The sequence below is a fragment of the Streptomyces sp. NPDC001852 genome (assembly GCF_042891825.1).
Classification (GTDB): Bacteria; Actinomycetota; Actinomycetes; order Streptomycetales; family Streptomycetaceae; genus Streptomyces.
This window is the reverse complement of record NZ_JBIATN010000002.1, coordinates 236,969-253,961: the sequence shown is the minus strand read 5'-3', so window position 1 is coordinate 253,961 and position 16,993 is coordinate 236,969. Positions and strand designations below refer to the sequence as shown.

Here is a 16,993-nt window from a genome sequence, read left to right as displayed (position 1 = left end):
AGATCCGTTTTCACCGGTTGGCCGACTTTTGTTGTCCCGTACGGCCCGGCACGGGCGCCCTCGGGCCGAACGGACCTGGTCACCGGATACTGGAGGGACGTGTTCACCGGCCCGACGGCACGGCCGACGACCGTTCCCGGGGGCTCTGTTGCCGTTCACGCTCAGCCACGCGGCGGCCGTCCTGCCCGCCATCCGCCGGGACGGCACCGGCCGCGGACCACTGGTGCCGGCGGTACTCGTCGCGGGGTCCTTCGCTCCCGATATGCCCTTCTATGCGGCGAGTGTCCTGCCGGGTGGTAGGGAATTCGGCGCGGTCACGCACGCGTTCGCCGGAGTCCTCACCGTCGACGTGCTCATCTCCTGGGCGCTGGTGGGACTGTGGCTGCTCGTCCGCGAACCGTTGCCGGCGCTGTTGCCCCGGGCCGGCAGGGGCGGCCGGCCGCGCTGCTGGGCTGCGGTGCACCACGCGCGCGTGCACGCGTCGTGACGGTGACGGTGGTGCGGTGGTACGCGTCCGCGGTGCTGGGGGCGCTGACTCATGTGGGGGGACGCGTTCACGCATCAGGGGCGGTGGGGGACGCGACTGGTTCCGGCCATCGGGCGGGACCGTGGCGGGGGTGCCGCTGTTCTCCCTGCTGCAGTACGGCTCGTCCGTGGTGGGCGCGGTCGTGATCGCGGTGTTCGCCGTGCGTGCGCTGCGGCGTGCGCCGGGCGGAGCGCCTGTGGGGTGCCCGTGCTGTCCGTGCGGGACCGGTTGCGGGCCGGCGCGGTGATCGGCGGCTGTGCGGTGGCCGGGGCGGTGCAGCGGGCGGTCAGGGTGTGGCGTCGGGGCCCGGTCCTGGACGATTCGGGGACTCTCCGTGACCCCGGTGATCCTCATGATCCCGGTGATCCCGGCGGGGTGGTCGATGCGGGTCGGGGGCGGCCGGCCGGTCGGTGAGGGACGCGACGAAGACCGTGAGGGTGCGCCGCGGGCGGGGTCTCGGGAACGCGCTGAGCGCGAGGGCGAGGTAGCCGCGGGCGAGGTCCGCCCACTGGCGCCAGTCGGGGGCGCGGTCCACGGGGGCGGTCAGGCCGGCGAGTCTGTGCCGGAGGCTGGTGGCAGCCCTGCGGACGGTCGCGCTCAGGTCGGCGGGGATGCGGGCGGTGCTTGCGTCGGCCGCGAGGGCCGGGACCGGCGAGGCGGGCATGGCCTGCGCCGAGGCGGCGTCCGCCCAGGCCCGGGTGTCTGCCTCGGGCGTCCGGCGGTGAAGCATGCGTATACCCATGCCCGCAGTTTTGCGGCTGTGGGGGGTCGGGGGCGTTTTGGCGGGGGCCACGTGAGTGACGGGTCCCTCCGGGGATGCGGCTGAGTTGCTGGTGTGGGCGCCGGGGTCTTGTGCGGGCCGGGGTGGGGGGTCCTCGGGGTGCGGGTCGGGCCCCGTCGTGGCGTGCTGTGGGGTGGGCACCGCCGGAGAGCGCCGTGGGGGCCGGGACCGGTGCTCGCTGCCCTGCTGTGCAGCGGAGGGGGCCGTTGCAGCCGAGGCTGGTTGCAACGGCCCCCTCCGCACAAGCGCCGCAGGCTAGTGCGCTGCCGACTCCCAGTCGGGGCCGACGCCGACCGAGACGTCCAGGGGCGCCCGGAGGTGGACGGCGTCGGACATTTCGCGGCGGACGATCTGCTCGGCGGCCGCGCGCTCGCCGGGGGCGATCTCCAGGACGATTTCGTCGTGGACCTGCAGCAGCATGCGGGACTTCAGGTCCGCTGCCCGCAGGGCGCTGTCCACCTTGAGCATGGCGATCTTGACAATGTCGGCGGCCGTGCCCTGGATGGGCGCGTTGAGGGCCATGCGCTCGGCCGCCTCGCGGCGCTGGCGATTGTCGCTGTTGAGGTCGGGGAGGTAGCGGCGGCGGCCGAAGAGGGTCGCCGTGTAGCCCGTGGCCCGTGCCTCGTCGACCGCCCGGCGGAGGTAGTCCCGGACGCCGCCGAAGCGCTCGAAGTACGCGTCCATGAGGGCGCGTGCCTCGGCCGCCTCGATGTTCAGCTGCTGGGACAGGCCGAAGGCGGAGAGGCCGTACGCCAGGCCGTACGACATCGCCTTGATCTTGCGGCGCATCTCCGCGTCCACCGCGCCGGGCTCGACGCCGAACACCTGGGAGGCGGCCGTGGTGTGCAGGTCCTCCCCGGAGGTGAACGCCTGGATCAGGCCCTCGTCCTCCGAGAGGTGGGCCATCACGCGCAGCTCGATCTGGCTGTAGTCGGCGGTCATCAGGGACTCGAAGCCCTCACCGACCACGAACCCGCGCCGGATCGCCCGGCCCTCGTCCGTGCGCACCGGGATGTTCTGCAGGTTGGGGTCGGTGGAGGAGAGGCGGCCGGTCGCGGCCACCGTCTGGTTGAACGTGGTGTGGATACGGCCGTCGCCCGCGATCGTCTTGATCAGGCCCTCGACCGTGACCCGCAGCTTCGCCTGCTCGCGGTGGCGGAGCATGATCACCGGCAGTTCGTTGTCGGTCTGGGTGGCGAGCCAGGCCAGGGCGTCGGCATCCGTGGTGTAGCCGGTCTTGGTCTTCTTCGTCTTCGGCAGGGCCAGCTCGCCGAAGAGGACCTCCTGGAGCTGCTTGGGCGAGCCCAGGTTGAACTCATGGCCGGCGGCCGCGTGGGCCTCCTTCACGGCCTGCTGCACGGCGCCCGCGAACGTCTGCTCCATCGCCTCCAGGTGCGCGCGGTCGGCCGCGATGCCGTGGCGCTCCATGCGGGCGAGCAGGGCGGAGGTGGGCAGCTCCATGTCGCGGAGCAGGTCCGCCGCACCGACCTCCTCCAGGCGGGTTCCGAACGCCTCGCCGAGGTCGAGGACCGCGCGGGCCTTGATCATCAGGGCATCGGCCTCGGCGTCCTCGTCGGTGCCGAAGGCCAGCTGGCCGTCGGCCGCTGCGGCGGGCGCCAGCTCACGGTGCAGGTACTCCAGGGACAGCGCGTCCAGGTCGAAGGAACGGCGGCCCGGCTTGACGAGGTAGGCGGCGAGCGCGGTGTCCATGGTCACGCCCTCGACGGACCAGCCGTGCTCGGCGAGGACGCGCATGGCGCCCTTGGCGTTGTGGAACACCTTGGCGCGGCCGGCGTCGGCCAGCCAGGCGGCGAACGCGTTCTCGTCGGCCTCGTCCAGCTCGGCCGGGTCGAACCAGGCTGCCGCTCCCCCGGCCGCGGCGAGGGCGACCTCGGCGACCGCGCCGGTGCCCAGGGCCCAGGTGTCGACGGTGGCGACGCCCAGGGTCTCGGCGCCGTGCTCGGCGAGCCAGGGGGCCAGCTCGCCGGTGCGCAGGATCTTGCCGTCCAGCTCCACTCCGTCGGTGGCGATCGGCGTGGCCTCGGCCTCCTCGGAGCCGGGGTCGACGGCGAAGAGACGCTCGCGCAGGGACGGGTTGCGGATCTCCAGGGTGTCCAGGACCATCGCGACGGCCTTGCGGTCGTACGCGGCCCGCTCCAGGTCGGGCACCGCCTTGGGCAGCTCGACCTGGCGCTCCAGCTCGGTGAGGACGCGGTTGAGCTTCACCGACTCGAGGTGGTCGCGGAGGTTCTGCCCGGCCTTGCCCTTGACCTCGTCGACGCGCTCGACCAGCTCCGCGAACGAGCCGAACTGGTTGATCCACTTCGCCGCAGTCTTCTCGCCGACGCCGGGGATGCCGGGGAGGTTGTCCGACGGGTCGCCGCGCAGGGCCGCGAAGTCCGGGTACTGGGCGGGCGTCAAGCCGTACTTCTCGAAAACCTTCTCCGGGGTGAACCGGGTCAGCTCCGAGACGCCCTTGGTCGGGTAGAGCACGGTGATGTTGTCGGTGACCAGCTGGAAGGAGTCGCGGTCGCCGGTGACGATCAGCACCTCGAAGCCCTCGGCCTCGGCCTGGGTGGCGAGGGTCGCGATGACGTCGTCCGCCTCGAAGCCGTCGACGGCGAAGCGCGGGGCGTGCATCGCGTCGAGGAGCTCGCCGATCAGCTCGACCTGGCCCTTGAACTCGTCCGGGGTCTTGGAGCGGTTCGCCTTGTACTCGGTGAACCGCTCGGAGCGCCAGGTCTTGCGCGAGACGTCGAAGGCCACGGCGAAGTGCGTGGGCGCCTCGTCACGCAGGGTGTTGGCCAGCATCGACGCGAAGCCGTAGATCGCGTTCGTCGGCTGACCGGTCGCGGTCGTGAAGTTCTCCGCGGGCAGCGCGAAGAACGCGCGGTAGGCCAGCGAGTGCCCGTCCATGAGCATCAGCCGGGGACGGGCGCCGCCGGGGGTCTTGTCGGTCTGCTTCGATGCTGTCTCTGCCACGTCCCCGATCCTGCCACGCCGCACTGACAGTCCGGTCCGGGACCGAGGAGCGGGCCTGCGCAGGGTTTCCCCGGTCACTCGGCGTGCCGGTGTTCTCGTACGCCCGCCGGGCACGGCTGTCGGTCCCCCGTGGGAGGATCGGCGTCGTACTTCTCACACGCAGTCGAAGGGGAGCGTGCGATGGCGACGAAGCCGCCCAAGGGTGATCCGGTCCAGGACGCGCCGCAGGTCGCGGAGCCCAAGCACGCGGCCGCGGGGCTGCCCGCCATCGGGCACACGCTGCGCATGGCCCAGCAGCAGATGGGTGTGCGGCGCACGGCGCTGACCCTGCTGCGGGTGAACCAGAAGGACGGGTTCGACTGCCCGGGCTGCGCCTGGCCGGAGCCGGAGCACCGGCACAAGGCGGAGTTCTGCGAGAACGGCGCGAAGGCGGTGGCCGAGGAGGCCACCCTGCGCCGGGTCACCCCGGAGTTCTTCGCCGCGCACTCCGTGGCCGACCTGGCGACGAGGAGCGGGTACTGGCTGGGGCAGCAGGGGCGGCTCACGCACCCCATGTATCTGCCGGACGGCGGCACACACTACGAGCCGGTGAGCTGGGAGCGCGCCTTCGACATCGTCGCCGAGGAGATCACCGCCCTCTCCTCCCCCGACGAGGCCGTCTTCTACACCTCGGGCCGCACCAGCAACGAGGCCGCGTTCCTGTACCAGCTGTTCGCGCGCGAGCTGGGCACGAACAACCTGCCGGACTGCTCCAACATGTGCCACGAGTCGTCCGGTTCGGCGCTCACCGAGACGATCGGCATCGGCAAGGGCAGCGTCCTGCTGGAGGACCTCCACAAGGCCGACCTGATCATCGTCGCGGGGCAGAACCCGGGGACGAACCATCCGCGCATGCTCTCCGCGCTGGAGAAGGCCAAGGCGAACGGCGCGCGGGTCATCAGCGTCAATCCGCTGCCCGAGGCGGGCCTGGAGCGGTTCAAGAACCCGCAGACCCCGAAGGGCATGCTCAAGGGCGCCGCCCTCACCGATCTGTTCCTGCAGATCCGTATCGGTGGAGACCAGGCCCTGTTCCGGCTCCTCAACAAGCTCATCCTCGAGACGGACGGCGCGGTCGACGAGGAGTTCGTCCGCGAACACACCCACGGCTTCGAGGAGTTCGCCGCGGCCGCCCGCACCGCCGACTGGGACGAGACCCTGAGGGCGACGGGCCTCACGCGCGCGGAGATCGAGCAGGCCCTCGGCATGACGCTCGCCTCGAAGCGCACCATCGTGTGCTGGGCCATGGGCCTCACCCAGCACAAGCACGCCGTCCCGACCATCCGTGAGGTGGTCAACTTCCTGCTGCTGCGCGGCAACATCGGCCGGCCGGGCGCGGGCGTGTGCCCGGTGCGCGGCCACTCGAACGTGCAGGGCGACCGCACGATGGGCATCTTCGAGCGGCCGGCGCCTGCCTTCCTGGACGCGCTGGAGAAGGAGTTCGGGTTCGCGCCACCGCGCGAGCACGGCTTCGACGTCGTACGGGCCATCCGCGCGCTGCGCGACGGCGAGGCGAGGGTGTTCTTCGCCATGGGCGGCAACTTCGTGTCCGCCTCCCCCGACACCGAGGTCACCGAGGCCGCGATGCGGCGCGCGCGCCTGACGGTGCACGTGTCGACCAAGCTCAACCGCTCGCACGTGGTCACCGGCGCGCGGGCGCTGATCCTGCCCACGCTGGGCCGCACCGAGCGGGATCTGCAGGCGAGCGGCGAGCAGTTCGTGACCGTCGAGGACTCGATGGGCATGGTGCACGCCTCGCGCGGGCGGCTCGCCCCGGCGAGCCCGTTGCTGAGGTCCGAGCCCGCGATCGTCTGCGGCCTCGCGCGCCGTGTGCTCGGGGCGGACAGCGTCGTGCCGTGGGAGGAGTTCGAGAAGGACTACGCCACGATCCGTGACCGCATCGCGCGCGTGGTCCCCGGCTTCCAGGACTTCAACGCGCGCGTGGCCCGGCCGGGCGGCTTCGCCCTGCCGCACGCGCCGCGCGACGAGCGCCGTTTCCCGACCGCCACGGGCAGGGCGAACTTCACGGCGGCGCCGGTGGAGTACCCCGAACTGCCCGAGGGCCGGCTGCTGTTGCAGACCCTGCGCTCGCACGACCAGTACAACACCACGATCTACGGCCTGGACGACCGCTACCGGGGCATCACCGGCGGCCGCCGGGTGGTGCTCGTGCATCCCGAGGACGCGCGGGCGCTCGGGTTCGCCGAGGGGTCGTACGTCGACCTGGTGAGCGAGTGGAAGGATGGTGTGGAGCGGCGGGCGCCCGGTTTCCGGGTCGTGCACTACCCGACGACCCGGGGATGCGCGGCGGCGTACTACCCGGAGACGAACGTGCTGGTCCCGCTCGACGCGACCGCCGACACCAGCAACACCCCGGCCAGCAAGTCCGTGGTCGTACGTCTCGAAGGTCACACCGGGAGCGCGGAGAGCCGTCTGGAACAATCGGCGACCGACTGAGCGTTTGCTCAGTCAGGAGACGGTTGCAGCAGACAGCTGTACGACGAACGGAGCCGGGCCCATGGGCGAGCAGCAGCAGGTGAAATTCCCGCAGGAGGTCATCGACGAGTACGCGGCGCTCGGTGTCGACCTGCCCGCCCTGTTCTCGGCCGGGCATCTCGGTACGCGGATGGGTGTGCAGATCCTGGAGGCCTCGGCGGAGAAGGTCGTCGGGACGATGCCGGTGGAGGGCAACACCCAGCCGTACGGCCTGCTGCACGGCGGCGCCTCCGCGGTGCTGGCCGAGACCCTCGGCTCGGTCGGCTCCATGCTGCACGGCGGCAGCTCGAAGATCGCCGTCGGCGTGGACCTGAACTGCACGCACCACCGCGGGGTCCGCTCGGGCCTGGTGACCGGTGTGGCCACGCCGGTGCACCGGGGCCGTTCGACGGCGACCTACGAGATCGTGATCAGCGACGAGGAGGGCCGCCGGGTGTGCAGCGCCCGGCTGACCTGCCTGCTGCGGGACGTGAGCAAGGACGACGCCCCGCGCGGCCGGGGCACCGGCGCCTGACGACAGCGACCGGCGGGCCGGCCGGCCACGGACCTCGACCGCGAATGGCAACGGGCCGATTCGGCCGTTGAATTGACGAGCCGCCAGGACCGCCGGAGCCCACCCAGCGGGCCTGGTGGCCGGCCACCCCGGCAACAGGCACGCACCCCACCCACGGCGCCGTGACGCGCCACGTGCCACCCCGGCCGCCCGTCACGCGGCGGCCGCATCCGGCGCGGAAACGGGAAGAAGTTCCGGCGCCTCGCTTTCCAGCCGCGCCTTCCTTTTCACGCGCGTAACGCTGCGTAATGTGTTTGCAATGCGCATTCATACGTCGACTTCCGCGCCTCCCGATGCACAACACCGCCCAGCGCCCCGGGAGTCGCCTGCGGCAACGGTGTCACGTAATCACCAAAACCCCTGAGACACCTGAACTTATTACGGCAAGGCCTGCAGGTTCTCAGAATGCGGACGGGGTGAATCGGGCCGAATTCCTGCTTTCCCCCCACGCTGTACCGCTCTGCATTACCTCGTGTCATAACAAGAGCGTCACAGCCTTGGTCAAGCACTCCTCCACGTTCCTCACACACGCTTAGAGTCACCGCCAGTCACCGCTCCATAGGGAGTTCGGTACCGGCCGGCATCCCCCGTCCCCCGCAAGGGACGGAACATGCCTGCGGAAAGGATCGATAGTGCGACAGCGTTCTCTGGTGATTCTTACCTCCGTGCTGACCACCGGAGCTCTGACTCTCACCGCTTGCGGCTCCCGCAACAACGACAGCAAGGGCGGCGACAGCGGCAACGTGGTCACGATCGGCGTCGATGCTCCGCTGACCGGCCAGAACTCCGCGACGGGCCTGGGTATTGAGTACGGCGCCCAGATCGCCGTCGACGACGCCAACAAGAACAAGACGGTTCCGGGCGTCACCTTCAAGATCAAGCCACTGGACGACAAGGCGATCCCCGCCACCGGCCAGCAGAACGCCACCCAGCTCGTCTCCGACAAGACCGTGCTCGGCGTCGTCGGCCCGCTCAACTCCGGTGTGGCCACACAGATGCAGCAGGTCTTCGCCACCGCCAACCTGGTGGAGATCTCCCCGTCCAACACCAACCCCGAGCTCACCCAGGGCAAGAACTGGCAGACCAGCAAGTCCCGCCCGTTCAAGACCTACTTCCGCACCGCCACCACCGACGCCCTTCAGGGCGCCTACGCGGCGGACTACGCCTACAACGGCGTCCACGCGAAGAAGGCGTTCGTCGTCGACGACAAGCAGACCTACGGCGCCGGCCTCTCCAAGATCTTCACGGAGCAGTTCACCAAGCAGGGCGGCAAGGTCATCGGCACCGACCACGTCAACACCGGCGACCGTGACTTCTCCACCCTGGTCACCAAGATCAAGAACTCGGGTGCCGACCTGCTCTACTACGGCGGCCAGTACGACGAGTCCGAGGTGCTGACCAAGCAGCTCAAGGACGCCGGCGCCAAGATCCCGCTGTTCGGCGGCGACGGCATGTTCACCCCGACCTACATCAAGACCGCCGGCAAGGCCGCCGAAGGCGACCTGGCCACCTCCATCGGCGTCCCGGTCGACACCCTGCCCGCCGCCAAGGACTTCGTCGCCACCTACAAGGCCAAGAAGTACCCCGGTGACTACGGCACCTACGGCTCCTACGCCTACGACGCCGCCACCGCCATCATCAAGGCCGTCGGCCAGGTCGTGAAGGACGGCAAGATTCCGTCCGACGCCCGCGCCCAGATCGTCGACGCCGTCCAGAAGACCTCCTTCGACGGCATCTCCGGCAAGATCTCCTTCGACGAGTACGGCGACACCACGAACAAGCAGCTGACCGTCTACCAGGTCACCAACGGCGTGTGGAAGTCCGTCAAGAGCGGTACGGCCAGCCCCAAGTAAGCCACCCAAGCACATCGCCTCACCAGGGCCGCGCGGCGCAGACCACCGTCACCGCGCGGCCCGCCTTCTACCGCCCCCTTGACTCTCCCCACCACATGGAGGCCATGCGGTGAACACCCTGCCGCAGCAGCTGGCCAACGGGCTGTTCCTCGGCTCGATGTACGGGCTGATCGCCATCGGCTACACGATGGTGTACGGCATCGTCCAGCTCATCAACTTCGCCCACGGCGAGATCTTCATGACCGGAGGTTTCGGCGCCCTCACGGTCTACCTCGCCCTGCCGGACGGCATATCCATGTGGATAGCCCTGCCGGCGATGCTGATCGGCGGTGCACTGGTCGCCGTGCTCATCGCCGTCGGCGCCGAACGTTTCGCCTACCGCCCCCTGCGCGGCGCGCCCCGCCTCGCCCCCCTGATCACCGCCATCGGCCTGTCGCTCGCGCTGCAGCAGGCGGTCTTCAACTGGTACCACGTCGGCGGCGACGCCAAGTCCGCCCGCGTCTTCCCTCAGTTGCCGTTCGGCCCCCTGCACCTCGGCTCCGTCACCGTGCAGAGCGGTGACGTCTTCCTGATCATCGCCGCCCCGGTGTGCATGGCCGTCCTCGCCTTCTTCGTCCGGCTCTCCCGCACCGGCCGCGCCATGCAGGCCACCGCCCAGGACCCGGACACCGCCCAGCTGATGGGCATCGACACCAACCGCATCATCGTCATCGCCTTCGCGATCGGCGGCTTCTTCGCGGCCGTCGCCGGTGTCTCCTACGGCCTCAAGTACGGCTCGGTCTCCTATGACATGGGCTTCCTCGCCGGCCTGAAGGCATTCACCGCGGCCGTCCTCGGCGGCATCGGCAACATCTACGGCGCCATGCTCGGCGGCCTCGTCCTCGGCCTCGCCGAGGCCATGGCCACCGCCTACATCGCCGACGTCCCCGGCATGCACCAGCTCGGCGGCGGCAGCTGGGCCCCGGTGTGGGCCTTCGTCCTCCTGATTCTCGTACTCCTCTTCAGGCCACAGGGCCTGCTCGGCGAACGCGTCGCGGACAGGGCGTGAGCAGCATGACCGACACCACCACCGAGACCACCGCCACAACGCCGGAACCGGCCGGGCCCGGACCCGTCCCGCTCCCCCCGGCCGCGGCCCGCCTGCTCATCGCGGCCGGCGCGATCGGCACCATCGCCAGCACCTTCCTCAGCTGGACCTGGACCCCGACCTTCCCCGGCGACCTGACGATCTACGGCTACCCGGCGGGCCTGCAGGTCATCGCCCTCGTGGCAGGCGCCCTCACCCTGCTGTACGGACTCACCCTGTGGAACGTACCAGGGCTGGACCGGCTCAACCCGGGCAAGGCCACCAGCCCGGTCCTCCTCATCGCCCTCTCGGCGTTCGCCGTCTGCTGGTTCACCGGCATCGCCATCGCCGTCGACCTCGGCGGCCTGGTCAACCTCGACCCCGGCGCCTTCGTGGCGATGGCCGCCTCCGCACTGCCCGTCATCGGCGCCCTCGCACTGCCCCACCCGGCCCCCGGCACCGGCCTGCGCGGCTATCTCACCAAGCCCGACCAGCCCCGGCCCGGCACCCTCTCGCCACTCGCCGAGCGCGCCGTCATCACCATCGGCACCGCCCTCGCCCTGGTCGTCTTCACCTACGGCATCGGCATCAACGACGACGACAGCGAAACCTTCATCGGCTTCCTGCTCGTCCTCGTCCTCGCCGCCTGGGGCCTCGTCCACGCCGGCCTCCTCGACCGGTACGCGACGATGTCCGCCCGCCACAAGGGCTTCGCCACGACCCTCGCCTTCGTCGCCGCCGTCATCTTCCCCTTCACCCAGAGCGACGACCACAACGCCAACATCGGCGTCAACATCCTCATCTTCGCCACCGTCGCCCTCGGCCTGAACATCGTCGTCGGCCTCACCGGACTGCTCGACCTCGGCTACGTCGCCTTCCTCGGCGTCGGCGCCTACGCGGCCGCCCTGGTCTCCGGCTCCGAATACTCCCCGTACAACGTCCACTTCCCGTTCTGGGCCGCCGCCCTCACCGGCATGGCCGCCTCGCTGGTCTTCGGCGTCCTGATCGGCGGGCCCACGCTGCGACTGCGCGGCGACTACCTGGCCATCGTCACCCTCGGCTTCGGAGAGATCTTCCGCATCACCGTCAACAGCCTGGACGGCGACTCCGGACCGAACGTCACACGCGGCCCCAACGGCATCACCCAGATCCCCGACATCAAGATCTTCGGGTTCAACCTCGGTGACGCCCACGACGTCGGCGGGTTCACCCTCGGCCGCTTCGCCAACTACCTCTTCCTGATGCTCCTCATCACGGCGATCGTCGTCCTCGTCTTCACCCGCGCCGCCGACTCCCGTATCGGCCGCTCGTGGATCGCCATCCGCGAGGACGAGACCGCCGCCACCGCCATGGGCATCAACGGCTTCCGGGTCAAGCTCATCGCCTTCGCGCTCGGCGCCTCCCTCGCGGGCCTCGCCGGCACCGTGATGGCACACGTCAACTACAGCGTCAACCCGCAGCCGTACCAGTTCGCCGGCGCCGCCCCGCCCAACTCGGCGTTCCTCCTCGCCGCCGTCGTCCTCGGCGGCATGGGCACCGTCAGCGGCCCGCTCCTCGGCGCGAGCGTGCTCTACCTGGTCCCGGAGAAGCTCCAGTTCCTGCAGAACTACGAGCTGTTCGCCTTCGGCCTCGCGCTGATCCTGCTGATGCGCTTCCGGCCGGAGGGCATCATCGCCAACCGCCGCCGCCAGCTGGAGTTCCACGAGACCGGCCAGCTCGACGTACCGGAACAGAAGACGCTGACCGACGACGCGGCCGTCAGCAAGGCAGGGGCGTGAGGAACCATGACGACACCTGTACTCGAAGCCCGTGACGTCACGATGCGCTTCGGCGGTCTGACCGCCGTCCGGTCCGTCGACTTCACGGTCAACAGCGGCGAGATCGTCGGCCTCATCGGCCCCAACGGCGCCGGCAAGACGACCTTCTTCAACTGCCTCACCGGCCTGTACGTCCCCACCGAGGGAACGGTCGCCTACCAGGGCAAGGTGCTGCCGCCCAAGCCGCACCTGGTGACGCAGGCGGGCATCGCCCGAACCTTCCAGAACATCCGGCTGTTCGCCAACATGACCGTGCTGGAGAACGTCCTGGTGGGCCGCCACACGCGGACCAAGGAGGGCCTGTGGTCCGCCCTGCTGCGCGGCCCCGGGTTCCGCAAGGCCGAGAAGGAGTCCGAGGCGAAGGCCATGGAACTCCTGGAGTTCGTCGGCCTCGCCGCCAAGCGCGACCACCTCGCGCGCAACCTGCCCTACGGCGAGCAGCGCAAGCTGGAGATCGCCCGGGCACTGGCGAGCGAGCCGGGCCTGCTGCTGCTCGACGAGCCGACGGCCGGTATGAACCCGCAGGAGACCCGGTCCACCGAGGAACTCGTCTTCGCCATCCGGGACAAGGGCATCGCCGTCCTCGTCATCGAGCACGACATGCGCTTCATCTTCAACCTGTGCGACCGGGTCGCCGTGCTCGTGCAGGGCGAGAAACTCGTCGAGGGCACCTCCGACGTCGTACAGGCCGACGAGCGCGTCGTCGCCGCCTACCTGGGTGAGCCCTTCGAGGGCGACCCGGGCGAGGCGGAGGCCGCGGAGGTCGAGGCCGCCGAGGCCGGGGCCGCAGCCGCCGCGAAAGCCGAGGCCGCAGAAGCCGGAGCCGCAGAAGCCGAGGCCGCGGACTCCGCCACCGGCACCGAACCGGCCGAAAACGCGGAGAGCACCAGCACCACCGAGGGAGAGGCCCAGTGACCGCACTGCTGGAGGTCGAGGACCTCAGGGTCGCCTACGGCAAGATCGAGGCCGTCAAGGGCATCTCGTTCAGCGTCGAGGCCGGCCAGGTCGTCACCCTCATCGGCACCAACGGCGCCGGCAAGACGACGACGCTGCGCACCCTGTCGGGCCTGCTCAAGCCCACGTCCGGGAAGATCGTCTTCGACGGCAAACCGCTCACCGGCGTGCCGGCGCACAAGATCGTCGCCCTCGGACTCGCCCACTCCCCCGAGGGCCGGCACATCTTCCCGCGCCTGACCATCGCCGAGAACCTGCAGCTCGGCGCCTTCCTCCGCAAGGACAAGGAGGGCATCGAGAAGGACATCCAGCGCGCCTACGACCTCTTCCCCATCCTCGGCGAACGGCGCAAGCAGGCCGCGGGCACCCTCTCCGGCGGTGAGCAGCAGATGCTGGCGATGGGCAGGGCACTGATGTCCCGGCCGAAGCTGCTGATGCTGGACGAGCCGTCCATGGGCCTGTCGCCGATCATGATGCAGAAGATCATGGCGACGATCACCGAGCTGAAGTCCCAGGGCACCACGATCCTGCTGGTCGAGCAGAACGCCCAGGCCGCGCTCTCGCTCGCCGACCAGGGTCATGTCATGGAGGTCGGCAACATCGTCCTCTCGGGCACGGGCCAGGACCTGCTGCACGACGAGTCGGTCCGCAAGGCCTACCTCGGCGAGGACTGACCCCTACGACGGCAAAGGCCCGCGCCCCCTTCTCCGGGGCGCGGGCCTTTGCCGTACAGGTCAGCCCTTCTTGGCCGCCTTCTTCTCCTCGTTGTCCGCGATGACCGCCTCCGCCACCTGCTGCATCGACATCCGGCGGTCCATGGAGGTCTTCTGGATCCAGCGGAACGCGGCCGGCTCGGTCAGGCCGTACTCCGTCTGCAGGATCGACTTCGCGCGGTCCACCAGCTTGCGGGTCTCCAGGCGCTGGGTGAGGTCGGCGACCTCCTGCTCCAGCTGCTTCAGCTCGGTGAAGCGGGAGACGGCCATCTCGATGGCCGGGACCACGTCACTCTTGCTGAACGGCTTGACCAGGTACGCCATGGCCCCGGCGTCCCGAGCGCGTTCGACGAGGTCGCGCTGCGAGAAGGCGGTGAGCATCAGCACCGGCGCGATGGACTCCTCGGCGATCTTCTCGGCGGCCGAGATTCCATCGAGCTTGGGCATCTTCACGTCGAGGATGACCAGGTCCGGCCGGTGCTCGCGGGCCAGCTCGACGGCCTGCTCGCCGTCCCCGGCCTCGCCGACGACGGTGTACCCCTCCTCCTCCAGCATCTCTTTCAGGTCGAGCCGGATCAGGGCCTCGTCCTCGGCGATGACGACACGGGTCGTCAGCGGAGGCACGTGCGACTTGTCGTCGTCGGGCGCGTCTACGGGCTGGGGCGACTCGGGGGCGGTCACTGAGGCTCCTTGGTCCTGGGCAGGGGTACTGCTGACAAGAGCCTACCTAGCTGCGCTTAGCACTGGGGACCCGGTACACTCCTCCAGGGTTACTGAGCCGGGTTGGCGCAACTGGTTGACGCGGAGGTCTCAAACACCTCTGTCCGAAAGGACGTGTGGGTTCGAATCCCATACCCGGCACTCGTAAGCGGAGGATCACGTTCGCGTGATCTTCCGCTTTCTGCTGCATGGGGTCACGATCAATCACGCACAGTGGCCGCATGAACTTCCATAGCACTGAAGTGCGACAAAAGGCCCTCGTACTGCTGCGCGGCGGAGCGAAGAACGCGGACGTGGCACGCAAGCTCAACGTGCCCAACGGGACGATCAGCTACTGGAAGCACATAGACCGAGCGAAGCGCGGCGAGTGTCCAGGTAAGCACGAGCCGAAGTGCCCCCGGTGCGACGGACGTGAACTCGACAAGCCGGCCTACAGCTATCTGCTCGGCCTCTACCTCGGCGATGGCCACATCAGCCACTACTCCGCGCACAGGGTGCCCAACCTCATGATCGCCTGTACGGAATCATGGCCTGGGCTCATGGACAACTGCGAGCAGGCCATGCGCGCGGTCTTTCCCGAGAACTCCGTCTGCCGCGTCCGCAAGACCGGCTGCCGCAACGTGAAGGTCTACTCGAAGCACCTGCACTGTCTGTTCCCTCAACACGGCCCCGGCAAGAAGCACGATCGCTCAATCACCCTCGAACCCTGGCAGCAAGCCATCGTCGACGCCCACCCCTGGGACTTCATCCGAGGCCTCATCCACTCCGACGGCTGCCGGATCACCAACTGGACGACCCGCACGGTCGCCGGTGAGCGCAAGCGGTACGAATACCCGCGCTACTTCTTCACCAACAAGTCGGACGACATCAGGAAGCTATTCACGGACGCCCTCGACCTGGTCGGGGTCGAGTGGACCACACTGGCCCGCGGGAGCGATCCGTTCAACATCTCCGTCGCCCGCAAAGCCTCGGTGGCCCTCATGGACGCCCACGTCGGCCCGAAGTACTGACCCTCGCCCCACCTACTTCGGGCTGTCGTCCTCCCCGATGTGGTGGACCCGCACCATGTTGGTCGAGCCGGACACCCCGGGCGGCGAGCCGGCCGTGATCACCACGATGTCGCCCTTCTCGCAGCGGCCGTACTTCAGCAGCAGCTCGTCCACCTGCTCGACCATGGCGTCGGTGGAGTCGACGTGCGGGCCGAGGAAGGTCTCCGCGCCCCAGGTGAGGCTGAGCTGGGAGCGGGTGGCCGGCACGGGGGTGAAGGCCAGGAGGGGGATCGGGGAGCGGTAGCGGGAGAGGCGGCGGGCGGTGTCTCCCGACTGGGTGAAGGCGACCAGGAACTTCGCACCGAGGAAGTCGCCCATCTCCGCCGCCGCACGGGCGACCGCGCCGCCCTGGGTCCGCGGCTTGTTCCGCTCCGTCAGCGGCGGCAGTCCCTTGGCCAGCATGTCCTCCTCGGCCGCCGCCACGATCTTCGCCATGGTGCGTACGGTCTCGACCGGGTACTTGCCGACGCTGGTCTCGCCGGAGAGCATCACCGCGTCCGTGCCGTCGAGGACCGCGTTGGCCACGTCGGAGGCCTCGGCGCGGGTGGGCCGGGAGTTGTCGACCATCGAGTCGAGCATCTGCGTGGCGACGATGACCGGCTTGGCGTTGCGCTTGGCGAGCTTGACCGCGCGCTTCTGCACGATCGGCACCTGCTCCAGGGGCATCTCCACGCCCAGGTCGCCGCGCGCGACCATGAGCCCGTCGAAGGCGGCCACGATGCCGTCGAGGTTCGCCACGGCCTGCGGCTTCTCGACCTTGGCGATCACCGGGAGGCGGCGGCCCTCCTCGGCCATGATCCGGTGCACGCCCTTGACGTCGTCGCCGCTGCGGACGAAGGAGAGCGCGATGACGTCGAAGCCGGTGCGCAGCGCCCAGCGCAGGTCCTCCTCGTCCTTCTCGGAGAGGGCGGGGACGGAGACGGCGACGCCGGGGAGGTTCAGGCCCTTGTGGTCGGAGACCATGCCGCCCTCGACCACGAGGGTGTGGACGCGCGGGCCGTCGACGGCGGTGACCTCCAGGCAGACCTTGCCGTCGTCCACGAGGACGCGCTCACCGGGGCTGACGTCGGCGGCGAGGCCGGCGTAGGTGGTGCCGCACCGGTGGCGGTCGCCCTCGACGCCCTCCTCGACGGTGATGGTGAACGTGTCGCCGCGTTCAAGGAGTACCGGTCCTTCACTGAAACGGCCGAGCCGGATCTTCGGACCTTGAAGGTCAGCGAGAATTCCGACGCTGCGGCCGGTTTCGTCGGCGGCCTTGCGCACTCGCCGGTAGCGCTCCTCGTGTTCGGCGTGGGTGCCGTGGCTGAGATTGAACCGGGCCACGTCCATTCCGGCGTCGACCAGTGCCTTGATCTGGTCGTACGAGTCGGTGGCGGGCCCCAGAGTACAGACGATCTTTGCTCGGCGCATAGGTCGAGCCTAGGCCTTACCCGTGGGTAGATAATCG

The 16,993-nt window shown here is 69.6% G+C and carries 12 protein-coding genes, 1 tRNA gene and 1 pseudogene; 10 read left to right on the top strand and 4 right to left on the bottom strand.

Annotated elements, in window-relative coordinates; all coding sequences use genetic code 11:
* Positions 1-148: 148 nt before the first annotated feature.
* Positions 149-823 (top strand): annotated as a pseudogene (locus tag ACFYZB_RS03815) (DUF4184 family protein); the annotation flags it as partial.
* On the opposite strand, the gene ACFYZB_RS03810 reads toward ACFYZB_RS03815, so the two are convergent.
* Both ACFYZB_RS03810 and polA read right to left on the bottom strand, forming a co-directional pair.
* Positions 813-1,268, bottom strand: coding sequence for a hypothetical protein (locus tag ACFYZB_RS03810; RefSeq protein WP_388753935.1), 456 nt, complete (start codon positions 1,266-1,268; stop codon positions 813-815). The pseudogene ACFYZB_RS03815 and the gene ACFYZB_RS03810 overlap by 11 nt on opposite strands.
* A gap of 294 nt (positions 1,269-1,562) precedes the next feature.
* A complete protein-coding gene (gene polA, locus ACFYZB_RS03805) occupies positions 1,563-4,289 on the bottom strand; it encodes a DNA polymerase I (protein ID WP_388753932.1) in 2,727 nt (908 codons plus the stop codon).
* A gap of 180 nt (positions 4,290-4,469) precedes the next feature.
* Here polA and ACFYZB_RS03800 point away from each other — a divergent pair, with 180 nt between their 5' ends.
* The 7 genes from ACFYZB_RS03800 (at position 4,470) to ACFYZB_RS03770 (ending at position 13,738) form a co-directional block, all read left to right on the top strand.
* Positions 4,470-6,782: an FdhF/YdeP family oxidoreductase gene (locus ACFYZB_RS03800; protein WP_388753931.1), complete on the top strand. Its 2,313-nt coding sequence runs from the start codon at positions 4,470-4,472 to the stop codon at positions 6,780-6,782.
* Positions 6,783-6,843: 61 nt separating this feature from the next.
* Positions 6,844-7,335, top strand: a complete 492-nt coding sequence (locus tag ACFYZB_RS03795) for a hotdog fold thioesterase (RefSeq protein WP_388753928.1) — start codon at positions 6,844-6,846, stop codon at positions 7,333-7,335.
* A gap of 686 nt (positions 7,336-8,021) precedes the next feature.
* Positions 8,022-9,227: a branched-chain amino acid ABC transporter substrate-binding protein gene (locus ACFYZB_RS03790; protein WP_351209386.1), complete on the top strand. Its 1,206-nt coding sequence runs from the start codon at positions 8,022-8,024 to the stop codon at positions 9,225-9,227.
* Positions 9,228-9,336: 109 nt separating this feature from the next.
* Positions 9,337-10,275 carry a branched-chain amino acid ABC transporter permease gene (locus ACFYZB_RS03785; protein ID WP_351209327.1) on the top strand — a complete coding sequence of 313 codons (939 nt, stop codon included), beginning with the start codon at positions 9,337-9,339 and terminating at the stop codon, positions 10,273-10,275.
* A gap of 5 nt (positions 10,276-10,280) precedes the next feature.
* Positions 10,281-12,071, top strand: coding sequence for a branched-chain amino acid ABC transporter permease (locus tag ACFYZB_RS03780; protein ID WP_388754554.1), 1,791 nt, complete (start codon positions 10,281-10,283; stop codon positions 12,069-12,071).
* A 6-nt stretch (positions 12,072-12,077) separates the two neighbouring features.
* Positions 12,078-13,025 (top strand): ABC transporter ATP-binding protein, encoded by a 948-nt coding sequence (locus tag ACFYZB_RS03775; protein WP_388753925.1) that lies wholly within the window; start codon positions 12,078-12,080, stop codon positions 13,023-13,025.
* A complete protein-coding gene (locus ACFYZB_RS03770; RefSeq protein WP_388753922.1) occupies positions 13,022-13,738 on the top strand; it encodes an ABC transporter ATP-binding protein in 717 nt (238 codons plus the stop codon). Before ACFYZB_RS03775 ends, ACFYZB_RS03770 begins: the two co-directional genes overlap by 4 nt.
* A 60-nt stretch (positions 13,739-13,798) precedes the next feature.
* Here the strand turns inward: ACFYZB_RS03770 and ACFYZB_RS03765 are convergent, their stop codons facing one another.
* The gene (locus tag ACFYZB_RS03765; RefSeq protein WP_388753919.1) at positions 13,799-14,458 is read right to left on the bottom strand and encodes an ANTAR domain-containing response regulator; all 660 of its coding nucleotides are present in this window, start codon (positions 14,456-14,458) and stop codon (positions 13,799-13,801) included.
* A gap of 96 nt (positions 14,459-14,554) precedes the next feature.
* On the opposite strand from ACFYZB_RS03765, the gene ACFYZB_RS03760 reads away from it, so the two are divergent.
* Together ACFYZB_RS03760 and ACFYZB_RS03755 are read left to right on the top strand one after the other, a co-directional pair.
* A tRNA-Leu gene (locus tag ACFYZB_RS03760) sits at positions 14,555-14,638 on the top strand.
* A gap of 80 nt (positions 14,639-14,718) precedes the next feature.
* Positions 14,719-15,507 (top strand): helix-turn-helix domain-containing protein, encoded by a 789-nt coding sequence (locus tag ACFYZB_RS03755; RefSeq protein ID WP_388753916.1) that lies wholly within the window; start codon positions 14,719-14,721, stop codon positions 15,505-15,507.
* Between the two features lie 12 nt (positions 15,508-15,519).
* Here the strand turns inward: ACFYZB_RS03755 and pyk are convergent, their stop codons facing one another.
* Positions 15,520-16,956 (bottom strand): pyruvate kinase, encoded by a 1,437-nt coding sequence (gene pyk / locus ACFYZB_RS03750; protein WP_388753913.1) that lies wholly within the window; start codon positions 16,954-16,956, stop codon positions 15,520-15,522.
* Positions 16,957-16,993: the final 37 nt, after the last annotated feature.